Origin of the sequence: Flavobacterium panacagri, assembly GCF_030378165.1 — a bacterium.
In the GTDB taxonomy this organism is placed as follows: domain Bacteria; phylum Bacteroidota; class Bacteroidia; order Flavobacteriales; family Flavobacteriaceae; genus Flavobacterium; species Flavobacterium panacagri.
In genome coordinates this window covers 4,926,801-4,950,977 of record NZ_CP119766.1, presented here as the reverse complement: position 1 = coordinate 4,950,977, position 24,177 = coordinate 4,926,801, and the positions used below count along the sequence as shown (strand labels likewise).

Sequence of the window (24,177 nt, the reverse complement as noted above, 5' to 3'; positions counted from 1 at the left end):
TTTAATACTTATGAAAACAATTAGTAAATTACCTTTACTATTAGCTGCGTTTGCTTTCACTTTTACTTCATGTGAGAGTAGCGACGACAAAAATGAAGGAGCTAGTGGAGAAACTGGAAAATCAAAATATATAATTACCGTTTCTACAGGAGCAACAGGAGTAGCAGATTATTTATTGACTGCCGACGACGTTACAAAAGGATCAATTACCACAGCAGGAAACGGATTAGAGCAAGACGGTACTTATCGTTATTATTTATCAACGCAAAACAAATTTTTTAGTTTCCTTTACGGTCAAGGAAATCCGGGAGCTGTTACTACTTATGGCTTAACGGCAAATGGAGACTTAACTAAGACTTCAAATTTCCAGGCAGAGACAGTGCAAGTTTTTGCACCTGTTAACAAAGATATCGTAATGGTAAAAGTACCTAGAAGTGGCGCTTCAATTTCTTACATGTATAAAGTTGATGCAGAACAATCTGTACTTACAGGAACAGTATCACAAGATACGAGACTTTTAATTGGAAATAAAAATCCAGATTTAGCAGAAAGGGCTCATTTTACTTGGGCAACTCAGGTTGGAGATAAAGTATTTATGCCTTATATGAAAATTAATGGTATTGCTCCAGATACTTTTGGAACAAGACATGCTGATAGTACTTGGGTAGCTGTATATAGTTATCCAGATCTAAAATTAGAAAAAGTAATAAAAGATAACCGTACAAGTTACTTAGGAGCTTATTTTACTAATGGATTGTTTCAAGATGAAAAAGGAGATGCTTATGGATTTTCTGGAGCTATTGGAACAGCTAATGGTGTAGTTACTTCTACAAAACCTTCGGCTGTTATTAAAATTAGTAAAGGTACCACAGAATTTGACAAATCTTATTTCTTTAATGTTCAGGAAAAATCAGGAGGGTACAAAATTTCTTCTACAAGTTATATCTCAAATGGTAAGTTCTTACTATTAATGTACGGAAACGTTGGAACTAATTCTGGAACTGTTAAGTTGGCTGTTGCTGATGTATACAACCAAACTTTTAAATGGGTTACTGGTATGCCGGCGGTATTGTCAAATGCTACTACTCGCTATAATATTACATCAGAAGATGGAAATTCAGCTGTTCTTGGTGTAAACACTCCTGATGGAAACTGGATCTATACCATCAATGGTACCTCTGCTGTAGCTACACAAGGTATGAAAGTTGAAGGAGGTCAAATTACTGCAATTCAGAAATTAAAATACTAATTTTTTTGTGCCGTAAGTCCTTATTTTAATGAGGACTTACGGTCTTTTTATTTATTCTATTTATCTATCCAATTATGTTTTCTTCTTCAAAACCAAAACCTAATAATAAGAAAAAAAGTAAAAAATCGCTTTTCAAGCGTATTATGGCTTGGCTGCATTTGTGGCTTGGGTTAGCGTCTGGAATTATCGTAGTCATTGTCAGCCTAACAGGCTGTATTTATGTTTTTGAACATGAAATTAAAGATTTAATCGAAGACTGGCGCTTTGTGAAACCTCAAGAAAAAGCATTTTTACTACCCTCTCAATTGGTAACAATTGCTGATAAAAAAATGAAAGATAAAAAAGCTACAAGCGTAACCTTTGGAGCAAAAGATGAAGCTGCAATTGTAGGTTATTTTGTTGAGAAAAAAGAAGAAGGAGAAAAAGGAGAACATAAGAGAGGAGATAAAAGGAAAGATTTCGCCAAGAATGAAGGCGGAAAAATGAAAGCTGATTTGAAACCTGTAAATAATGAAAAGGGGAAAGAAAGAGGAAATGGAAAGGGAGAAAAGGGTAAAGGCAAAGGCAAGGGCGGAAGAAGAAGTGGCACTTTTATAAGTGTTTATATGAATCCGTATACCGGAGAAATATTAAATGTAAAAACATTTTCTAGAGGAGAGTCACCTGATTTTTTCAGATGGATATTAAACGGTCATCGAGCATTGTGGCTTCCGTATGATATAGGTCGTCCAATTGTAGGTGTTGCCGTTTTGATCTTCGTTGTATTGTTAATTTCTGGTATCGTTTTGTGGTGGCCTACAAAATGGATCAAATCGATTATAGATAAAAGTTTTAAAATTAAGTGGGACGCGAGCTTTAAACGTGTCAATTATGATTTACATAATGTACTAGGTTTTTACAGCTGTATTTTTCTGTTTTTTATTGCTGTAACTGGCTTAGTGTGGAGTTTTGGCTGGTGGAGTAAATCCTTGTATTGGGTAACTTCTGTAGGAACACCATTAGTTGAAAACAGAGAATCTCCAAAATCAGATACTACTCATGTAAAAGAGTTTAAAATTACAACCGCTGATAAAGTTTTATTAAATATTAAAAAAGAAAATCCTCAAGCAGCCGGAATCATGATTAGTATTCCTGGAAAACCGGCAGATCCTATTGGTGCTTTTGTTTACAAACAAAAAAACACCTTTTATAATATGGATAGATATAGTTTTGATCAGCAGTCACTAAAAGAAATTTCGATTAAAACTCCATTTTCAGGGAAATATATTGAGGCAAATATTCCAGACAAAATCCGAAGAATGAATTATGATATCCACGTAGGAAGTGTTTTGGGGCTAACAGGTAAAATTATTGCATTTTTAGCCAGTTTAATTTCCGCCAGTTTACCTATTACAGGATTTATTATTTGGTGGGGTAAACAGAAATTTGGCAAAAAGAAAGCTCCTGCTGCAAAACCAAAAGTGGTGAGCAAAGCAATTCCTGTTTCTAAATTGAAAAATAACGCAGAACAAGAAGTTACTGCTTAAAATATTAAAATGGTTTTTTAATTCCTTTTTGTTTTTTTTTTTGATTAAAAGGCAAAACTTGAAAAAGTTTTGCCTTTCTTATTTTTAGTTGTAACCATTCGCTTTAAGCCATTCTATACAATCTCTTGTCCAGAATTTGCTAGTATCATTGACTCCTAAACCAAAGCCGTGTCCGCCTTTTTCATATAAATGTAACTCCGCTGTAACTCCATTTTTTTTCAAAGCCAGATAATAGTTGATACTGTTTTCTGGTATTACTACAGTATCGTCTGTAGCATGAATTAAGAATGCTGGTGGTGTTTTAGCAGTCACTTTTTTATCATTTGAAAATGAATCTAAAAGATCTTGTGATGGATTATTTCCTAAAAGATTAATCTGCGAACCTTTATGTGTAGTCTCATTTTGCATTGAAATCACAGGATAAATCAAAAGAGAGAAATCAGGTCGAGCACTTACTTTAAAAGCCGAATCATAAACTTTATCATCATAATGAGTTGATACAGTTGAAGCTAAATGTCCTCCTGCAGAAAATCCTAAAATTCCAATTTTATTTGGATCAATATTCCATTTTGCGGCATTCTGTCTTATATAACGAATGGCTTCCTGTCCATCTTGCAGTGGGCCGACATTTTTATTCTTCATAGTTAAATCGGTAGGCATGCGGTATTTTAGCACAAATGCAGCAATTCCTAAGCTATTGAACCATTCTGCCACTTTTGTTCCTTCCTTTTCAAAGGCTAAATGGGTGTAACCGCCGCCTGGACAAATTACAACAGCTGTTTGATTTGATTTTGCTTCTTTCGGAATAAAAATACTTAACGTAGGTACAGAAACCTGACTTGTACTTTGCATTTTTCCGTCTTTTAGTACTTCTTTTTCTTTATAATCTGCGGCTTTTACTTCATCTGGAATTTTATTCCATAATGGAATTACCTGATTTTGTGCGCTTAGAGAAAACGCACCTGAAAAAAGAAGAAAACTCAATGTAATCCTTCTTAGCGTTACTGTCTTTGTAGTTTTCAATTTTGAATGTAATTATTTGGTTTGTAATGTTTTATGTGTGTATGTTGTACTAAATGCAACCGATGGCTTAAATTCGATGAAATTGTTAAATAGGGCTTATAAAATCAACTATTTTAGGACAATTTTACCCCGTAAAAAGGATGAATTTCACCTGGTCTCTTTTAACAAATATATTGTTTAATGTGTAATTTTGTATTCTTTTTTTTATGTAATATGTTTATTTGAAAACCTTAAATTATTTTTTATACAATTTATTTGGATTGTAGAGATTAAAAACTATATTTGTGCAATCGATTACATTATTTCTTTTTAGAACTGTTAATTTATTGATTTTAATATTTTTAAATAGAGGTAAATAGTGTTGCTGAAATTACCAAAAATTACAAAACTATAATACCCACTTACTATGAATCAAACCGAAACTGTTGCAGTAAATGAGAGCGCCAAAGCTGCAGGCAAATACCGTTGGAGTATTTGTGCTTTATTATTTTTTGCAACAACCATTAATTATCTAGACAGACAAGTACTTTCTTTAACATGGAGTGATTTTATTGCGCCAGAATTTCATTGGACTAATAACGATTACGGAAATATCACTGCTTTATTTTCTATCTTTTATGCTGTTTCTTTATTGTTTGCAGGAAGATTTGTAGATTGGTTGGATACGAAAAAAGGATTTCTTTGGGCAATCGGAATTTGGTCTGTAGGAGCTTGTCTTCATGCATTCTGTGGAATTGCAACTTCAGGAATTATTACAGGAAACTGGTTTGTAGGTTTTCATGGTTCAAAAGAGATTATAAGTACAGTTAGTGATACAGCGATGGTAATTAATGTAAGTGTTGCATTATTTATTTTCGCTCGTTTTGTTTTGGCGGTAGGAGAGGCTGGAAACTTTCCTGCAGCAATTAAAACTACAGCAGAATACTTCCCTAAAAAAGACAGAGCTTTTGCAACTAGTATTTTCAATGCAGGAGCGACAGTTGGAGCGTTAGCAGCACCAATTACAATTCCGTTTATTGCAAAATCTTTCGGATGGGAAATGTCATTTATAATCATCGGAGCGTTAGGATTTGTTTGGATGGGATTTTGGATGTTTATGTATGATAAACCAGAAAGACACTCAAAAGTAAGTGCGGAAGAATTAGCATATATTCAGCAAGATGATATTGCAGATAGTAAATTAGTTGGTTATGTGCCAGAAACAACTTCAAAAGTTTCTCTAATGGATTGTTTTAAATACAAGCAAACTTGGGCATTTGCATTTGGTAAGTTCATGACTGATGGCGTTTGGTGGTTCTTCTTATTTTGGACTCCAGCGTATTTAAGTTCGGTTTACGGAATGGATTCTACAGAAGCGGCATTGCCATTATTTGTACTTTATATGATTACATTATTGTCAATTATTGGAGGCTGGCTTCCAACATATTTTGTTGAAAAAAAAGGAATGAATCCGTATGAAGGAAGAATGAGAGCGATGCTGATTTTTGCCTTCTTTCCATTATTAGCTTTAATTGCACAACCTTTAGGATATATTAGTTACTGGGTACCAGTAATTATCATCGGAATTGCAGGAGCTGCACACCAATCTTGGTCGGCTAATATATTTACAACTGTAGGAGATATGTTTCCGAAAAAAGCAATTGCAACTATTACAGGAATTGGAGGTTTAGCAGGAGGAGTGGGGTCAACTTTAATCAATAAAGGATCTGGTGTTTTGTTTGATTATGCTAAAGATACGAACATGGTTTTTATGGGATTCAAAGGAATTGAAGCTGGATATTTTATCATTTTTTCTATCTGTGCAGTTTGTTATTTGACGGGCTGGATCGTAATGAAAACATTGGTTCCAAAATACAGTCCGATTACAAATCTCTAACCAAGATTTTTCGACACTAACTAACCAACCTAAACCAAAACCACATCATGAACCAAGCTAATGCAGCAATAGGAAAATACCGTTGGACTATTTGCAGTTTAGTATTTTTTGCTACAACTGTCAATTATCTCGATAGGAATGTAATAAGTTACCTTAGGCCTTTTTTGGCAGAAGCGTTTCATTGGACGCCAGAGCAAGAAGTTATTGATTATTCTAATATCGAATTGGCATTTAAAATTGCATACGCTTTAGGGATGCTGGTTGCGGGAGGAATTATTGATAAGTTAGGGACTAAATTGGGTTATGCAATTGCAACTGGTTTATGGAGTTTAGCGGCAATTGGACATGCATTGGCAACAGGAACTGGAGGTTTTTTAATAGCCCGCGTGTTTTTAGGAGTTACAGAAGCTGGAAATTTTCCGGCAGCAATAAAAGCAACAGCTGAATGGTTTCCGCAGAAAGAAAGAGCTTTAGCTACTGGAATTTTCAATTCAGGAAGTAATATAGGGGCTATTATTGTGCCGCTAACAGTTCCTCACATTGCAGAAAAATATGGCTGGCAATGGGCTTTTATTATAACTGGAATTGTTGGTTTTGTATGGCTTGCTTTATGGTTTTTATTTTATGAAGTACCTCAGAAACAGAAACGTTTATCTCAAGCAGAATTAGAATATATTACATCAGATAAGTTAGAAGAACCGGTAGAAGAATCAAAAGAAAAAGTTTCTTGGATAAAGTTGCTTTCATTTCGCCAGACATGGGCTTTTGCCATTGGTAAATTATTGACAGATCCAGTTTGGTGGTTTTATTTGTTCTGGTTGCCAGATTTCTTGATGAAACAGTATAAGCTTACAGCTACTGAAATTATTTGGCCTTGCGCTCTAGTTTACATGATTGGAAGTATAGGAAGTATTGGTGGAGGATGGCTTCCGCTAAAATTAATAAATAACAATTGGCCGGCTTATAAGGCAAGAAAAACAAGTATGTTGTTGTATGCTTTTGCAGTTTTACCTGTTTTATTTGCACAGCAATTGGGAACAATAAATATTTGGTTTGCTATTTTGGTTATTGGTTTAGCTGTTTCAGCGCATCAAGCTTGGAGTGCAAATATTTTTACAACAGTTTCAGATATGTTTCCAAAAAAAGCTACAGCATCGGTTACAGGAATGGGAGGAATGTTTGGAGCACTTGGCGGAATCTTATTAACCTTGTTGGTGCAGAAAAATATGTTTGTTTATTACACTAAAATAGGTAAGATAGAAACGGGTTATTTTATTATGTTTTGTATCTGTGGAGCTTCGTATTTATTGGCTTGGCTGATTATGCATATCCTAGTTCCAAGAATGAAAAAAGTGGAGTTATAAAAAACAAAAATGATTCATTCGAAATAATTTTTGGTTTGAATTATGGTTTTTCAATATAAAAAATTAATTTTGTGCAATCGATTACATTAAATAGAAATTATGACAAAATATAGTTCAAGATACGCGTCAAGCCCAGAAGCTGTAAAAAAATATGATACACAACAATTGAGAGAAGAATTCTTAATTGATGATTTAATGCAGGAAGATGAAGTGGTACTGGTTTATTCTCATTACGACAGATACATTGCAGGTTCTGCAGTTCCAGTAAAAGGTGATTTAGCTTTAGAAACAATCGATCCGCTTAAAGCGCCTTATTTTTTAGAAAGAAGAGAACTTGGAATTATTAATGTAGGAGGAAGTGGTTCTGTTTTAGTAGAAGGGACAACTTACGAATTAGGATTTAAAGATGCTTTATACATTGGAGCGGGAAATAAAGAAGTTGTTTTTAAAAGTGATGACAGCAAAAATCCAGCTAAATTCTATTTGAACTCTGCCCCAGCACACACAACATATCCTACTAAAAAAGTAAGTTTAGCTGAAGCTAATAAATTACAGTTGGGAACAATGGAAACTGCAAATCACCGTACCGTGAATCAAATGATTATTGGAAGTGTGGTAACAACTTGCCAATTGCAGATGGGAATGACAGAATTGAAACCTGGAAGTGTTTGGAATACAATGCCAGCTCACGTACATGATCGTAGAATGGAAGTTTATTTTTATTTAGATATTACAGAAAACCAAGCAGTTTGCCATTTTATGGGACAGCCACAAGAAACAAGACATATCTGGATGAACAATCATCAGGCTGTAATTTCGCCGCCTTGGTCAATTCACTCAGGTTCAGGAACCAGCAACTATACTTTTATCTGGGGAATGGCAGGTGAAAACTTGGATTACGGAGATATGGATGTTTGTAAAATCACTGATTTAAGATAAGAAAATGACAAACTTATTTGACATACAAGGAAAAGTTGCCCTTATTACAGGAAGTACTCACGGACTGGGAATGGCAATGGCAAAAGGACTTGGGCAAGCAGGAGCAACGATTGTTGTGAATGGAAATTCTTCTCAAGAAAAAATTGATAATGCTGTAAACGAATTAAAAAGTGAAGGCATTAATGCAGTAGGTTACAAGTTTAATGTAACTGAAGAGCAGGAAGTAAAAGAAGCTGTTGCAAAAATTGAAAACGAAGTTGGGCCAATTGATATCTTGATTAATAACGCCGGAATTATTAAAAGAATTCCGCTTCTAGATATGGAAGTTTCTGATTTCAGAGAAGTGGTGGATATTGATTTAGTAAGTCCGTTTATCGTTTCTAAGCATGTTGCAAAAGGAATGATTCAAAGAAGACAAGGCAAAATTATCAACATTTGTTCTATGATGAGCGAATTAGGCCGTAATACAGTTTCTGCTTATGCTGCTGCAAAAGGAGGCTTGAAAATGCTGACAAAAAACATGGCAACAGAATGGGCAAAATATAATGTTCAGATTAATGGAATTGGGCCAGGTTATTTTGCAACAGAACAAACAAAACCAATTAGAGTTGACGGGCATCCGTTTAATGATTTTATCATTAGTAGAACTCCTGCTGCAAAATGGGGAGATCCAAGTGATTTAGCTGGAGCGGCAATATTTTTATCTTCCAAAGCAAGTGATTTTGTAAACGGTCACATTTTATATGTTGACGGTGGAATCCTTGCAACAATAGGAAAACCTTCAAACGAAGAATAATTCTCAAATTATATTTAAAAAGACATGAGCGCAAATACATTCATACACGACAATTTTTTATTAGAAAATAAATACGCTGAAGAGTTATATCATAATTACTCTAAAAACCAGCCAATTATTGATTACCATAATCACTTAAACCCGCAGTTTATTGCTGAGGATAAGATTTTTGATAATATTACGAATGTATGGATCAACGGCGATCACTACAAATGGCGAGCAATGCGTACTTTAGGAATCAACGAGCAGTTTGTAACAGGAAATGGTTCAGATAAAGATAAGTTCTTAAACTGGGCAAAAACAGTTCCGTACACGATGCGTAATCCTTTGTACCACTGGACACATTTAGAATTAGCGCGCTATTTTGATATTTATGATTTGTTAAATGAAAAATCAGCAGAGAAAATTTATATCGAAACTACTGAGAAAATAAATTCTCAAGCTTACAGTACGCAAAACCTTCTTAAAAAAGTAAATGCTGAATTAGTTTGTACGACAGAGGATCCAATTGACAGTTTAGAATATCACAAGAAATTCGCAAACAATTCGACTGGAATCAAAATGAGTACGGCTTTCAGACCTGATAAAGCCATCTTAATTGCTAATGATGGTTATAATGCATATCTGGACACATTAGGGGATGTGTCCGGTATTGCAATTAATACTTTTACTGATTTACAGGCTGCATTAAGAAACAGAATTGAATTCTTTAATGCTAACGGATGTAAATTAAGTGACCACGGTTTAGATCAAATTTATTTTGAAGAATTTACAGAATCTGAAATTACTGCCATTTTCAAAAAGAAAAGAGAAAACAGAATCATAACACCAGAAGAAGCTTTAAAATTCCAAAGTGCTGTTTTAATTTTCTTATGCGAAACGTATCATGAATTTGGGTGGGTACAGCAGTTTCACTTAGGAGCTTTGCGTAATAACAATGCTCGTATGCACAGAATTTTAGGCCCGGATACAGGATGGGATTCTATTGGAGATTATCCTCAGGCACAAAAACTTTCAGGTTTCTTAAATGCTTTAGACAGTAAAGATAAATTAAGCAAAACGATTATCTATAACCTAAATCCTGCTGATAACGAAGTTATGGCAACAATGATTGGAAATTTCAACGACGGAAGCGTTCGTGGAAAAGTACAATTTGGTTCAGGATGGTGGTTCTTAGATCAAAAAGATGGAATGACAAAGCAGTTAAATGCGCTTTCCAATATGGGATTAATTAGCTGTTTTGTTGGAATGTTGACAGATTCTAGAAGTTTCTTATCATTCCCAAGACACGAATATTTCAGACGTATTTTATGTAATCTTTTAGGAGATGAAATTAAACGTGGAGAACTTCCAAATGATATGGAATGGATTGGAAAGTTGGTTTCTGATATTTCATACAACAACGCTAAAGAATATTTCAACTTTTAATTAGGTATTTACAATGAGTAGAGTAGTTGCATTTGGAGAAATTATGCTTCGATTATCGACAGAAAGACATTTGCGTTTTTCACAGTCTACGGCATTTGGTGCTACATATGGAGGCGGAGAATTCAACGTATGTGTTTCTTTGGCGAATTATGGTGTAAATGCTGAATTTGTAACAAGATTGCCGGAAAATGAAATTGGATTTTCTGCATTGAAAGAAATCAGAAAAATGAACGTCGAATCTAAAAACATTGTTTACGGAGGAGAACGTTTAGGTATTTATTTTCTGGAAACTGGAGCAGGAACTCGTGGCAGTAACGTAGTTTACGATCGTGCACACAGTGCGATGTCAACTATCGAAAAAGGGAAGGTTGACTGGGATAAAGTTTTAGAAGGTGCTGAATGGTTCCACTGGAGCGGTATTACGCCTGCAATTTCCCAGACTGCGGCAGAAGCCTGTTTGGAAGCTATTAAAGCCGCCCACAAAAAAGGAATCAAAATTTCATGTGATTTAAATTACAGATCTAAACTATGGCAGTACGGTAAAACTCCGAGTGAGGTGATGCCGGAGATGCTTAAATACAGCAACGTGATTTTAGGAGATATTGACACGGCTTATTTTATGCTGGGTATTCCTAAAGTAAATCCGAATTATCAGGATGAAAAATCACTTCCAGCAGTATACGATAAACTGTTTGAATTGATTCCAAATCTGCAGATTGCTGCAACAACGCTTCGTTATTCAGTTAGCGCTTCACACCAAAGAATTGGCGGAATTTTGTATGATGGAAAAGTAGTTTACAGTGCAAAAGTAAAAGAAGTGACTCCAGTAGTGGACAGAGTTGGAAGCGGTGATGCTTTCATGGGCGGATTAATTTACGGATTGTTAGAATATCAAAATAATAACCAAAGAGCATTAGACTTTGCAGTTGCAGCCTGCTGTTTGAAACATACAATTGCAGGAGATTATAATCTGGTTACTTTAAAAGAAGTTGAAAATATGATTGATGGTGATGGTTCTGCATTAGTATCAAGATAATTTTAAAATAAAATGGCAAAATATTCAAGAATAGAAGTGGCTCAGACCATGAAAGAGAATGGTATGGTTCCGTTGTTTTTTCATTCTGATATCGAATTGAGTAAAAAAGTATTGAAAGCCTGTTACGACGGCGGTTCCCGATTGATGGAATTTACCAGCAGAGGCGACTTTGCACATGAGGTTTTCGGAGCGCTGAACAAATATGCTCTGGCAGAACTTCCGGGAATGATCTTGGGAGTAGGTTCTATTACAGATGCAGCTTCGGCTTCGTTATATATGAGTTTAGGCGCAAATTTTATTGTAACTCCTGTTTTCAGGGAAGATATTGCAATAGCCTGCAACCGCAGAAAAGTATTGTGGTCTCCTGGATGCGGCACATTAACAGAAATCACAAGAGCAGAAGAATTAGGCTGTGAAATCGTGAAATTATTTCCAGCTGATACTTACGGGCCTGAATTTATCAAAGCCATAAAAGGGCCGTGTCCATGGACAAATATTATGCCGACAGGAGGAGTTTATCCAACAGTGGAAAGTTTAAGTTCATGGTTGAATGCTGGAGCAACTTGTGTTGGTTTAGGATCGCAATTGATTTCAAAAGACATATTAGAAAAGAAAGATTTCGACGGACTTACTTCAAAAGTGAAACAGGTTCTTGATATTATTAAAGATATTAGAAAATAAGATTAAGGGGTAATCATGCCAACTCCTTATTTTATAAGTTTTTTTTAGATTTTTAGAGATTGTAATTGAACATTACGCTTGAAAAATTTAGCTAGCCATTCCTCACAGCCGGCTTTATTTTATTCAATCTGGTGTAATGTTTCTTTTACAATTTAAAAGGCAGAAATGATGAAATAGGGTTTGTAAATGGTTATTTATAACGCATTAAAGAAAATTTAAAATGAAAAAATTAAATAGAATAAATACAGGATTAGAAAAGTTACAGCCAATTAAGGTAGTTCAGTTTGGAGAAGGTAACTTTTTAAGAGCCTTTGTTGATTATGCTTTTGACAAACTGAATAAAGAAGTTGATTTTAATGCTGGTATTGCTGTAGTTCAACCTTTGAAAGACGGTATGGTAAATATGATTAATGCTCAGGATGGTCTTTATACCTTGTTTATGAACGGGATTAAAAAAGGTGAAAAGATACAAGATATTGTGTTAATTAATAATATTGTAAAAACTATAAATCCATATACTGAATTTTCAAATTATTTGGCTTTAGCTAAAGAAGAAGAGCTTCAGTTTATCGTTTCTAATACTACAGAAGCTGGAATTGAATTTATTGAAAGTGATACTCCAGAAATGCAACCACCAGTGTCATTTCCTGCAAAATTGACGGTTTTATTATATGAAAGATTTAAACATTTTAATGGAGATGCTTCTAAAGGAGTTACAATAATTCCTTGTGAATTAATTGATTATAATTCTGAGACGCTTAAAAAATATATTTTACAATATGTTGATTTATGGAAACTAGAAGATACATTTAAAACTTGGGTATCAGATTCTTGTACCTATCATAGTACTTTGGTTGACAGAATTGTTCCTGGATATCCAAGAGCTGAAATCGAAGAATACAATAATAAATTAGATTATGAGGACAATTTAATTGTTGCGGCTGAACCTTTTTTCCTTTGGGCTATTGAAGGTGGAGATGAGCTAAAAGCAAAATTGCCTTTTCACAAAACAGATTTGAATGTAAAAATCGTTGACGATATACGTCCTTTTAAAATGATTAAAGTTCGTATTTTAAACGGTGCGCATACGGCAATGGTTCCTTTTTCACTTTTGCACGGTAATAAATTAGTAGTGGAAACTGTTAACGGAGATTTTACCGGAAAATTTGTAAATAGCGTTATTAGTGAAATTAGTGAAACTCTTGATATGGATAAAAATGAAATTACGGCCTATTCTGAGGAAGTAATGGATCGATTTAAAAATCCATTTATTAAACATGCACTTGCTGATATTGCATTAAATTCTGTATCGAAATTCAAAGTAAGAGTTTTGCCTAGTTTATTAGGATATTATAATGCTAACAAAAAATTGCCTGTTAATTTGACTTTTTCATTGGCGAGTTTAATTCGTTTCTACAAAGGAACTTGGAATGGACAAAGTTTACCGGTTAAAGATGGCGAAGATATTGTTTTATTTTTTGATGGTTTGTGGAAATCAGATGACTATGAAAAAATCGCTCGTTTAACATTACAAAATAAAGGTTTCTGGGATCAAGATTTAACTGAAATTCCTGGATTGACAAGAGCAATTACAATTGCATTAGAAGAAATAGATTCAAACGGAATTGAAACAGGTTTTGCGAAGTTTCAAGAAAGAATAAAATAAAAAAAACACACAAGAAAAAAAACAAAGAACAAAGGTTAATTATGGCAACGCAGAAAAAATTAATAAAAGTTAACCCAACCGATAATGTTGCGGTTGCTTTGGTGGATCTTACTGCAGGCGAAGTGATTGATTTTGAAGGACAATCAATTACCGTAGAGTCTGACGTAAAAATGAAACATAAGATTGCAATGGTTCCTTTTAATGTAGGGGACAGAATCATTATGTATGGTGTTTTGGTTGGGAAAGCAAGCGCTAGAATCGAGAAAGGCGGTTTACTTTCTACAGCAAACGTAAAACACGAAAGTGATAAAGTTACTGGTAAAACGGAAACTATTGGCTGGAATGCACCTAATGTCGATAAATGGAAAGACAGAACGTGGCAGGGCTATCACAGAGAAGATGGTCAGGTTGGAACAGAAAATGTTTGGTTATTTTTTCCATTAGTTTTTTGTGAAAACAGAAACATCGAAATCTTAAAAGATATTTTTGAAAAAGAATTAATGAAACCGAAAGAGAACGATTATCAGTTATTGTTGCGTTCTTTGGTGAAATCAGAAACAGGTGGAGCAGGAAATCAAGAAGCTTCAAATGATGCCAATCTATTCAATAATATCGAGGTTAAATTCATCACGCACCAAGGTGGTTGTGGTGGAATTCGTCAGGATTCTCATAGTTTGGCTAAGCTTTTGGCGGGTTATGTAAATAATCCAAACGTGGCTGGAGCAACTGTTTTGAGTTTAGGATGCCAGAATCTTCAGATTTCTATTTTTAAAGACGCTTTAGATGCAATCAATCCAAATAGTAAAAAGCCTGTTTTGATCTACGATCAGCAGTCTATTGGAACAATTGAAACGATGTTGAACAGTGTGGTGAAAGACACTTTTGAAGCGATTAAAAAAGCAAACGAAATCAAGAGAGAACCAGCGCCATTATCTAAATTAAGAATTGGTTTAGAATGTGGTGGATCTGATGGATTCTCTGGGATTTCTGCAAACCCAACATTGGGAGTGTTATCTGATCATTTAGTTGCTTTGGGAGGAACTACAATTCTTTCTGAATTTCCTGAATTATGTGGAGTAGAACAGGAATTAGTAAACCGTTGTATAGATGATAAGGATGGAAAACGTTTCTTAGACTTGATGAAGTGGTACGAAAAAACAGTTGTTGATGCAGGTTCAGGATTCGATATGAATCCTTCTCCAGGTAACATTAAAGACGGTTTGATTACAGATGCTATGAAATCGGCAGGTGCTGCTAAAAAAGGTGGAACATCGCCAATTACAGGTGTTTACGATTATGGAGAATATATTAATGAACCAGGCTTTACATTGTTGTGTACGCCAGGTAATGACGTAGAATGTACAACTGCAATGGTAGGTTCTGGAGCGAATATGGTATTGTTTACAACAGGTTTAGGGACTCCAACAGGAAACCCAATCGCGCCAGTTGTGAAGATTTCATCAAACACACAATTAGCAAACAAAATGTCTGATATTATTGATATTGATACTGGTGGAATTATCACTGGAGAAAAATCAATTGATGAAATGGCAGACGAAATGCTGGAGTTTATTATTGATATTGCCAGCGGTAACATTAAGACAAAAGCAGCTATTTTAAATCAAAACGATTTTATTCCTTGGAAAAGAGGGGTGTCGCTTTAGTTTTTTAGGCTCAAAGTAAAAGAGTTACAAAGAGACAAAGGTTTATATGTAGAGGCGCACAGTAGTGCGTTTCTTTTTTTTATAGAGAGTGCTCCAGCGGAGTAAAATATTTATAGAATTGCGATAAGACAGACAAACAAAAGTTCTGGAGGAGCGACATATTTTTCTGCTACCTAAATATTTCGCTCCGTTAGAGCTTCCATAAAAAAAAGCCCATTCTAAAATGAGCTTATATAACTTATATGGTAAAAAAAATTAAAAGTTGGTTTTAGCAGAAGACTTACGAATGTGTAATTCGGGTGCTAAAACAACCTTTTTTTCGATTTTTATAGTATCTGTTTTGTCTACTTGCTCTAAGAAAACACGAGCAGACATTTTTCCCATTTCTAATGGTGACTGATCTACAGAAGTAATTGATAATTCCATGAACTTCGTAAACGGTTCGTTACTGAATCCAGCAACACAAAATTCGTTCGGGATACTGATATTTCGCTCTTTAAGTTCTTGAATTGCACCTAATGCAGCAAAATCACTTGAAGAGAAAAGAGCGTCTGGAGGTGTTTCTAGTTGTAAAAGCTTGTCTACAGATTCTTTTCCAGCATCAACGGCACTTTTAGTATAGATTACATATTCTTCTTTAAATTCAATTCCATTGTCTAGTAAAGCTTGTTTATAGCCTAAAAACCTGTTTTTAAAGATATCTAATGATTGATCACCAGAAAAATGTGCAATATTTCTACAGCCTTCATCGATTAAGTGTTTAGTGGCTAGATAACCGCCTTTAAAGTCGTTAATGGTAACAGAACTAACGCCATCAATATGTTTGCTTCTATCGAAAAATATCAGCGGTACATTTTTTTCTAATACATTTCTGAAAGCGCTGTCATTTTCATTAGAAACACCAGTAACTGACATCATGATGCCGTCTACTTGTGCATCTACAAGAGTATGAAGGTTTTCATTCTCTCTTTTAATGCTTTCGTGTGTTTGACAGATGATAACTTGATAACCATGAGGATAAAGTTCTTCTTCTATTCCTCGAATAACAGAGGCGAAAAAGTTGCTGTCAATACGAGGTACAATAACTCCGATATTATTACTTCGACCGCTTTTTAAAGCCAGTGCTAATTTATTTTGCTTGTAGTTCATCGCCGCGGCAGTTTTGATCACCAGCTCGCGAGTTGCTTCTTTAATTTTAGGATTATTGTTTAAAGCTCTCGAAACCGTTGCAGCAGTGATGTTTAGTTTTTCAGCAATATCATAAATAGTTACTTTTTCACTCATTCAAAAAAAGTTTATCGGTTTATTTTAGACAAAAATACATTTTTTTTCATTATGTAATAAAAATTGTTATCGATTACCATAATTCAAAACTCAAACGATTTAGGTTTTACAATGATAATAAATTATATAAATTTTTGCATTAAATGTAATTAAATTTTGCAATAAAAATTAAATATATAATTTTTTTCTAAATTAATTTGGTCTCTTAGAACAATTTTTCTACTTTCGTGTAATCGATTACAATTAATCTATAACGTTTTCGGGAGTATAATAGGAAAATTACCAAACAGATGATGATAATTAAGCACACCTCATTCAAAAGAGTTTTATTTTCAGCCGCTTTAAGCGTCATAGTGATATCATGCGCTAAAAAGGTTTCTTCAGGTTCTTCTAATACTGGTAATCCTTGGAAGAAAATGGAATTGGTTTTAAAAGGTATTCCGCAAACTCATTTTTCTAATAAAATATATAACATAAATGATTTTGGTGCTGTTGCAGATGGTAAAACATTGAATACAGCAGCATTTGAAAAAGCAATAAAAGAATGTGCTTCAAATGGCGGTGGTCAAGTTTTAGTTCCAAACGGAAAATATTTGACTGGTGCAATTCATTTAGAAAGCAATGTAAACCTACATTTAGCTGATAATGCAGAAATTCTTTTTAGCCTAAATCCAAAAGATTATCCAATTGTTCATACTTCTTGGGAAGGGACAGAAGTAATGAATTATTCTCCATTAATTTATGCTAAAAACAAAACAAACATAGCCGTTACTGGAAAAGGCACTTTAAATGGTCAGGCAGACAGTACCAATTGGTGGATTTGGGCTGGAAGCAAAAACTACGGCTGGAATAAAGGCACTCCATCTCAGAACGACCCAACAAATCGCGAGGTTTTAGTAGATATGGCAGAAAAAGGAATTCCTGTGTCTGAGAGAGTTTTTGGAGAAGGAAGATATCTGCGTCCCAATTTTATTGAATTTTTTGAATGTAATACAGCACTGGTAAAAGATGTAACCATTATAAATTCTCCTTTTTGGATTTTGCATCCAATAAAAACCAATAACATGATTATTGACGGCGTAACGGTTAACAGCCACGGTCCAAATAATGACGGTTGTGATCCTGAATATTCTCAAAATGTTGTAATTAAAAACTGTACGTTCAATACAGGAGATGACTGTATTGCAATTAAAGCTGGACGAGATGGAGATGGAAGAAGAGTAGCAATTCCAAGTAAAAATATTATAGTTCAAAACTGCAAAATGATTGATGGGCATGGTGGTGTCGTGATTGGAAGTGAAATCTCGGCAGGAGTAAATAATGTTTTTGTTGAAAACTGCGTCATGGACAGTCCAAATCTAGATCGTGCTATTCGCATTAAAACCAATTCAAAAAGAGGGGGAGTTACCGAAAATATTTTTGTTCGAAATCTTGAAGTAGGAACTGTAAAAGAATGTGTTTTAAAACTGAATATGTTCTATAACGTTTACGGATCTCAAACAGGAAATTTTATTCCAACAATCAGAAATGTCAGTTTAGAAAATGTAAATGTAAAAAACGGAGGTAAGTACAGTGTTTGGGCAGATGGATATGCAGCGTCACCAGTTGAAAACATCACATTAAAAAATGTAAAAATTCAAAAAGTAGATTCCGTCTATTTATTGAAGAATGTAAAAAATATAAACTTTATAAATACCTATATAAATGGAAAGAAAGTAGATTAAATTAAAACTAGTAACTATTAACCAAAAAACCACTTAAAAAAACTTATGAAAATTAATCAACCACTAAAGAGAAAAATAAAATACAAGATTGTATTTTTATTTTTCTTAAATTTTCTACTGAGCAATACGATTAATGCTCAATCAGCCACAATAGAAGGAAAAATTACAGATGCGGCAGGATTATCGCTGCCTGGTGTAAATATTCAGGAAAAAGGAACTAAAAATGGAACTTCAACTGATTTTGAAGGAAGTTTCAAAATAAATGTAACTAATTCAAAAGCGATTTTGATTATTAGTTATTTAGGTTTTCAGACACAAGAAATTAGCGTTGCAGGAAAAACAAAAATCAACGTAAGTCTTGCAGAGCAATCTAATTCATTAAATGAAGTTGTAGTTGTTGGATATGGTTCTGTAAAGAAGACAGATTTGACAGGTTCCGTTAGTACGATTAATGCTGCAACAATTACAGAAAGAAATACGATTAGTCCTTTAGAGGCAATTCAGGGTAGTACACCAGGAGTTCAGATTTCATCTTCTTCAGGTCGTGCTGGAGATGGATTTAAAGTTGTAATTAGAGGGAATAATTCACTAATTGCAGATTCTAGTAATCCGAGCATGGTAGGTTCTTCGCCCTTATATGTTGTAGATGGTGTTCCTATGGATGGAATTGATTTCTTGAATCCGCAGGATATTGCCAGAATGGATGTTTTGAAAGATGCTTCTTCAGCCGCAATTTATGGTTCTAGAGGATCAAATGGAGTTATCATTGTAACAACCAAAAGCGGTACAAGTGCAAAGGCTGGTATTAGTGTAACTTTTGATACTTCTTATGGAAATAAGACCGCAGCAAGATTGCCTAAAATGATGTCAGGAGAAGAATGGTGGAAATTTCATCAAGTTGCTTATATGAGCGCTACACCTGCAACTCAAACTCCGGCTCAATTAGCGGCTTTAGCAGGTAATCAGAGTCCATTGTTAGTTTCTCGTGCCAACAGCGGTTATAATTTTGATTGGTACGATGCCGTACTTAAAACAGGAATGACTGAAAACAATTATTTAAATATTTCAGGTCGTTCAGACTCAGGAATGAGTTATAACTTAGGATTTGGAATTCAGAGCGACAGAGGTCTTATCGATAATGATTCGACAGACAAATACTCTTTCAAATTAGGATTAAATCATAAAATTAATGATAAATTTTCTACAGGAGTAAATGTTACAATTGCTAGATTAGATAATCAATTAGGAAGTGACTTAGCGATGCAGGATGCATTTAGATTAAGTCCTTTAATGTCTCCCTGGGCAGTAGACGCTGCAGGAAATGAAAAAGTAGGAACTTTATTTTTTCTTCCAGGTAAATTGACTTATCCTGATGGTTCTTGGGCAATTAATAAAACATCTACTGTAAATCCTTTAATGGAGATTGCAAACTCTTCTCAGACAGAAAAAACATGGCAGACAGTGGGTAATGCTTATTTCCAGTATCAAGCACTTAAATGGCTTTCGTTCAAAACAACTTTTGCAGCAGGAGTTATGGATACGCAAGGATCTAAAGCATATACAGCACAGACTAATGCCGGTGTAACACTAAACGGAAAAAACTCAGCGACTCTAGAAAATTCCAATAACTTCAATTATACATGGGATAACCAAATTGATTTAAAACATACTTTTAATGAAGTTCATGATTTTAGTGTGTTGTTATTACAGAGTTTGTACTCAAATGTGGATGAGTTTTCTTCTTTATATTCAAATAATCAGCCTTTTGATGTAGGTACTGATAATATGGGATCTGGTGTGCAGACCAGTTATGTAGTGAAATCTTCTTATGCAAAGAATACATTAAACTCTTATGCAGTTCGTTTAAACTACGCCTATAAGGATAAATATTTAGTTACTGCCTCAACAAGATGGGATGGTTCTTCTGTTTTATCTCAAGGTAATAAATGGCAGAGTTTCCCTTCTGTAGCATTAGGATGGAAAATCAGCAAGGAATCTTTCTTAGCAAACAGTTCAGTAGTTTCAGATTTAAAACTACGCGCTAGTTTAGGTTATACAGGAAATGACAACGTTGCTCCTTATACTTCTCAAGCATTATTAAACCAACAGACATTTTACGCAGCGGGAGCAAATGTGGTTTCAGGATGGCAGTCAGAAAACTTAGCTAATCCAGATTTAACTTGGGAAAAAACAAGAGAGTACAATTTAGGTATCGATTTTGGATTCTTGAAAAATAGAATTTCGGGTACTGTAGATGTTTATGATAGATTATCAGATGATTTAATATATAAACAGCAATTACCTGCTGAATCAGGATGGAAAAATACATTTGCCAATGTAGGTTCTGTTAGCAACAAAGGTATCGAGGTTTTATTGACGACAAAAAACATAAAATCTAAAAATGTGAATTGGGAAACTACTTTTACATTTACTAAAAACGTGAATAAATTAGAGTCCATTTACAATCAGGATAAAGTAAGTGATATTGGTAACAAATTGATACTTGGCGCGCCATTAAATCCTAATTACAATTATGTTTATGATGGAGTTTGGCAGGAAAGTGAAGCAGCACAGGCTGCATCTTACGGAATGGCTCCAGGACAAGCAAGACCAAAAGATTTAAATGGAGACGGCAAATTCAATCAAGATGATAGAACTGTTATTGGTAATCCAAATCCTGAATGGCAGGGAAGTTTATATTCAAAATTGACTGTTGGCCAGTTTGATTTTAACTTCTCCGTTTTAACAAGTCAAGGACAAACTGTCTTGAGTACTTTTCATCAAAACTTTGCGGATGTAAGTGATCGTGGACGCCAGAAATTAGCAATGGATTATTTCATTCCAACTAATGGCACCGGAATCGCAGCAAATGCTAACAATACAAACCCAAGACCGGGTCCAGTTGCAACTGGAGCAGGTGCTTATTGGACTTCTTTATTTGGATATTATAGAGACGCTTCTTACGTGAAAATTAAAAATATATCTTTAGGTTATACATTAAATTCTGATTTATTAAAGAAACTAAAAATCTCAAATTTAAGAGTTTATGTAAATGTTTTAGATCCATTTGTGTTTACAAAATTTGATGGTTATGATCCAGAATGGGCAGCTTCGCCGTTTGGTGTAAACCGTCCAGCATCTGTAACTACGCAATTAGGATTAAGTGTTAAATTTTAATAAAGATATCAAATGAAAAAAATAATAATAATGTTAGGAATATTCGCTGTATCTGTAAGTTCATGCAGTGATTATATTGAAGAAGACAGCCGTTCTTATGTGCCTGCAGATGCAACTTATAAAACAGCATCTGGATTTCAATTATTAGTAAATACAAATTATGCATGGCTTAAAAGTATTTACGGAGGTAATCCATGGTTGTTTGAAGCAGGAACAGATATGTATGCAGAAGGAAGAGGACCAGAACCTGCAGGTTTAAGTCAATATACACTTTTGATACCATCATCTGACAATGTTGCTGATTTATATACTCCGTGTTATCAGTTAATTCAATCAGTTAATAAAACAATTTATTATTCAACAGTAACAGAACAGACTTCAAATTTAAACACTCTAGTTGGAGAAGCAAGATTTTTAAGAGCACAAGCTTACTTCTTATTAGTGCAGACTTATGGAGGTGTGCCTGTTGTTAATGAGCATATTACAGTGCCAGTTTTGTCTTTTAAAAGAAATACTGCAGAGGAAGTGTATACACAGATTATAAGTGATTTAGATTTTGCTTTAGCTAATGTTGGAACTAATGCTTACAGCGCATCAGGAAAAGTAAATAAAAGAGCGGTAAACGATTTGTTAGCTAAAGTATATTTAACAAGAGGATATGAAACTTTTGGAAAAGCTGATGATTTTTCAAAAGCGGCAGCTTATGCTGATGCTGCTATTGCTGGGCAGACTTTAACAGTTGCTGCTGATCAGTTATTTAAACCTGGAAATGATTTAAATGTTGAAACAATTTTCTCTGTGCAATATGATAAGGCCTCTACAAGTACAGATCCAACAAAATTAGGGAATAATCAGTTTTACTATTTTAGTTCTTATTTAGGAGGTGCTGAGACTGGAGCTCCATTAAGAAGTTATAATTTATGTCCAACAGATTATGCTTTAGGTTTATATGAAAAAGGAGATAAAAGATGGGATGCTACTTTCATGACAGAAATTGTTGAAGGCCCAGAAACAACAAATGGAGTAACAAAAACAATTTTATATTATCCATACTATAGAAGTACAAATCCAGCATCACTAAAGGTAAGACACTTTTATGAACCAAAATGGTTTACACCAGCTGATAAAACAGCTTGGATGACTACGAATGCATCTAGATTATCAGCTACATTTGTTTATCATCCTTGGGGGGAATATTCTGCAGCACATACTTTAATTAAAAACCTAGATTGTTATACTATTCCAGTTAAGAAATTCGATGATCCAGATCCAACAACACCTTCAAGCACAGGGCCAGTTAGTACAAGAGATATCATTATTTCAAGACTAGGAGAAACCTATTTAATTGCCGCTGAAGCGTATTTAAAAGCAGGTGTGCCTTCAACAGGTTTAGATCGTTTAAATGAAGTTAGAAAAAGAGCAGGTGTAGCAAATGCAACAATTGCACAATTCAACATAGATTATGTTTTAGATGAAAGAGGAAGAGAGCTTTTAGGAGAATATAAGCGCTGGTTCGATTTAAAACGTACTGGAACATTGGTTGCAAGAGCTTCTGCTTATAATTATAAAATTAAGGCAGCTAATTTTGTTGGAGTAGATGGAAAGCTTAAAATATTAAGACCAATACCGCAAACAGTTTTGGATTTAAACCAAAACAAAGATTTTCCTCAAAATCCTGGTTATTAGTAATTTGTTAGTTTTTTGAGACTATTGTTTTTTGAAGTAGTTGAGAAAGAGTTTGATTAATAAGTGTCAAACTCTTTTCTTGACTTGTAAAATGGAAAGTGAAATGCAAAAATTGAAGTTAATTTTAGTTATATTTTTATATGCTGTAGCTGCTCAAAGTCAGCAATATCAGATTGATTCCTCTTATACCATAAAAAGTACTTACGCCAAATTAATTAAGAAACATCCTTTTATTACTATTCCAGAAGTTAAACCAAATCCAGATGTTCAGGAAATGTTTGATTTAGTTTACAATAAAGAAAAAGAAAGAGTGCTTCATTTTGACGCGTTTATCAACAAAAAACAGAAAAAAAATCCAGCTGTAATTATGATTCACGGAGGCGGATGGAGATCAGGAAATAAAGATCAGATGCAGTTTTTAGGAAAAGAAATAGCAGCAAAAGGGTATACTACTTTTTCTATTGAATACAGATTGTCATTAGAAGCCAAATATCCGACTGGAGTTATTGATGTAAAAAATGCTATAAAATTTATCAAAGACAATGCTTCAAAATTTAATGTAGATCCTAATAAAATAGCTGTTTTAGGTTGTTCAGCGGGAGGACAGATGGCAGCTTTAATTGGCACAACAAATAATAATGCAATTTTTGAAGACAAGAGTTTCAAAAGTAAATCATCATCAAAAGTAAATGCAATAATCGATGTAGACGGAGTTTTGGCAATGAAACACCCAGAATCTACAGAAGGAGAAGTGGCTGCATTTTGGTTAGGCGGGAAATCAAATGAGATTCCTGAAAACTGGAAGAATGCGTCTGCTTTAACTCATACCGATAAAAATACACCGCCAACCTTATATATCTGCAGCAGTATTCCAAGATTTCATGCGGGAAGAGATGATATGATTAAAATTTTGAATGAATATAAGATTTATAATGAAGTACATACGATTGCAGATTCTCCTCATTCTTTTTGGTTTTATGAACCTTGGTTTGGAGAGACAATTTCATATACTGTAGGATTTTTAGATAAAATTTTTAAGTAATTTAGAATGAAAATCT

The 24,177-nt window shown here is 34.3% G+C and carries 17 protein-coding genes; 15 read left to right on the top strand and 2 right to left on the bottom strand.

From position 1 onward, the window contains the following. Positions 1 to 10: 10 nt before the first annotated feature. Together P2W65_RS21125 and P2W65_RS21120 are read left to right on the top strand one after the other, a co-directional pair. Positions 11 to 1,249, top strand: coding sequence for a DUF4374 domain-containing protein (locus P2W65_RS21125; protein ID WP_289660917.1), 1,239 nt, complete (start codon positions 11 to 13; stop codon positions 1,247 to 1,249). A 74-nt stretch (positions 1,250 to 1,323) separates the two neighbouring features. Beyond that, complete coding sequence (locus P2W65_RS21120; protein ID WP_289660916.1) at positions 1,324 to 2,775, top strand: PepSY-associated TM helix domain-containing protein; 1,452 nt, start codon at positions 1,324 to 1,326, stop codon at positions 2,773 to 2,775. Positions 2,776 to 2,859: 84 nt separating this feature from the next. Here the strand turns inward: P2W65_RS21120 and P2W65_RS21115 are convergent, their stop codons facing one another. Next, the gene (locus P2W65_RS21115) at positions 2,860 to 3,798 is read right to left on the bottom strand and encodes an alpha/beta hydrolase (RefSeq protein WP_289660915.1); all 939 of its coding nucleotides are present in this window, start codon (positions 3,796 to 3,798) and stop codon (positions 2,860 to 2,862) included. Between the two features lie 406 nt (positions 3,799 to 4,204). Between P2W65_RS21115 and P2W65_RS21110 the strand changes: the two genes are divergently transcribed. From P2W65_RS21110 to P2W65_RS21070, 9 genes are all read left to right on the top strand, one after another. Then, a complete protein-coding gene (locus P2W65_RS21110) occupies positions 4,205 to 5,674 on the top strand; it encodes an MFS transporter (protein ID WP_289660914.1) in 1,470 nt (489 codons plus the stop codon). 47 nt (positions 5,675 to 5,721) lie between these two features. Further along, entirely contained in the window at positions 5,722 to 7,038 is a 1,317-nt protein-coding gene (locus tag P2W65_RS21105; protein ID WP_289660913.1) for an MFS transporter, read from the top strand. A gap of 99 nt (positions 7,039 to 7,137) precedes the next feature. Next, positions 7,138 to 7,977 (top strand): 5-dehydro-4-deoxy-D-glucuronate isomerase, encoded by an 840-nt coding sequence (gene kduI / locus P2W65_RS21100; RefSeq protein ID WP_289660912.1) that lies wholly within the window; start codon positions 7,138 to 7,140, stop codon positions 7,975 to 7,977. Positions 7,978 to 7,981: 4 nt separating this feature from the next. After that, positions 7,982 to 8,773: a gluconate 5-dehydrogenase gene (locus P2W65_RS21095; protein WP_289660911.1), complete on the top strand. Its 792-nt coding sequence runs from the start codon at positions 7,982 to 7,984 to the stop codon at positions 8,771 to 8,773. A gap of 24 nt (positions 8,774 to 8,797) precedes the next feature. Continuing rightward, a complete protein-coding gene (uxaC, locus tag P2W65_RS21090) occupies positions 8,798 to 10,201 on the top strand; it encodes a glucuronate isomerase (RefSeq protein WP_289660910.1) in 1,404 nt (467 codons plus the stop codon). A gap of 13 nt (positions 10,202 to 10,214) precedes the next feature. Then, a complete protein-coding gene (locus tag P2W65_RS21085; protein ID WP_289660909.1) occupies positions 10,215 to 11,237 on the top strand; it encodes a sugar kinase in 1,023 nt (340 codons plus the stop codon). A 12-nt stretch (positions 11,238 to 11,249) separates the two neighbouring features. Further along, positions 11,250 to 11,918: a bifunctional 4-hydroxy-2-oxoglutarate aldolase/2-dehydro-3-deoxy-phosphogluconate aldolase gene (locus P2W65_RS21080; RefSeq protein ID WP_289660908.1), complete on the top strand. Its 669-nt coding sequence runs from the start codon at positions 11,250 to 11,252 to the stop codon at positions 11,916 to 11,918. A 220-nt stretch (positions 11,919 to 12,138) separates the two neighbouring features. Next, positions 12,139 to 13,584, top strand: a complete 1,446-nt coding sequence (locus P2W65_RS21075; protein ID WP_289660907.1) for a tagaturonate reductase — start codon at positions 12,139 to 12,141, stop codon at positions 13,582 to 13,584. Positions 13,585 to 13,625: 41 nt separating this feature from the next. After that, positions 13,626 to 15,248 carry a UxaA family hydrolase gene (locus P2W65_RS21070; protein ID WP_289660906.1) on the top strand — a complete coding sequence of 541 codons (1,623 nt, stop codon included), beginning with the start codon at positions 13,626 to 13,628 and terminating at the stop codon, positions 15,246 to 15,248. A gap of 255 nt (positions 15,249 to 15,503) precedes the next feature. Here P2W65_RS21070 and P2W65_RS21065 read toward each other — a convergent pair whose 3' ends face one another. Beyond that, positions 15,504 to 16,532, bottom strand: coding sequence for a LacI family DNA-binding transcriptional regulator (locus tag P2W65_RS21065; protein WP_179005532.1), 1,029 nt, complete (start codon positions 16,530 to 16,532; stop codon positions 15,504 to 15,506). 293 nt (positions 16,533 to 16,825) lie between these two features. Between P2W65_RS21065 and P2W65_RS21060 the strand changes: the two genes are divergently transcribed. The 4 genes from P2W65_RS21060 to P2W65_RS21045 all read left to right on the top strand — a co-directional run bounded on the left by P2W65_RS21060 (position 16,826) and on the right by P2W65_RS21045 (position 24,161). After that, complete coding sequence (locus tag P2W65_RS21060) at positions 16,826 to 18,256, top strand: glycoside hydrolase family 28 protein (RefSeq protein ID WP_434783366.1); 1,431 nt, start codon at positions 16,826 to 16,828, stop codon at positions 18,254 to 18,256. Positions 18,257 to 18,301: 45 nt separating this feature from the next. Next, a complete protein-coding gene (locus P2W65_RS21055) occupies positions 18,302 to 21,433 on the top strand; it encodes a SusC/RagA family TonB-linked outer membrane protein (protein ID WP_289660904.1) in 3,132 nt (1,043 codons plus the stop codon). Between the two features lie 12 nt (positions 21,434 to 21,445). Continuing rightward, entirely contained in the window at positions 21,446 to 23,119 is a 1,674-nt protein-coding gene (locus tag P2W65_RS21050; protein WP_289660903.1) for a RagB/SusD family nutrient uptake outer membrane protein, read from the top strand. A 103-nt stretch (positions 23,120 to 23,222) separates the two neighbouring features. Then, positions 23,223 to 24,161, top strand: a complete 939-nt coding sequence (locus tag P2W65_RS21045) for an alpha/beta hydrolase family protein (RefSeq protein WP_289660902.1) — start codon at positions 23,223 to 23,225, stop codon at positions 24,159 to 24,161. Positions 24,162 to 24,177: the final 16 nt, after the last annotated feature.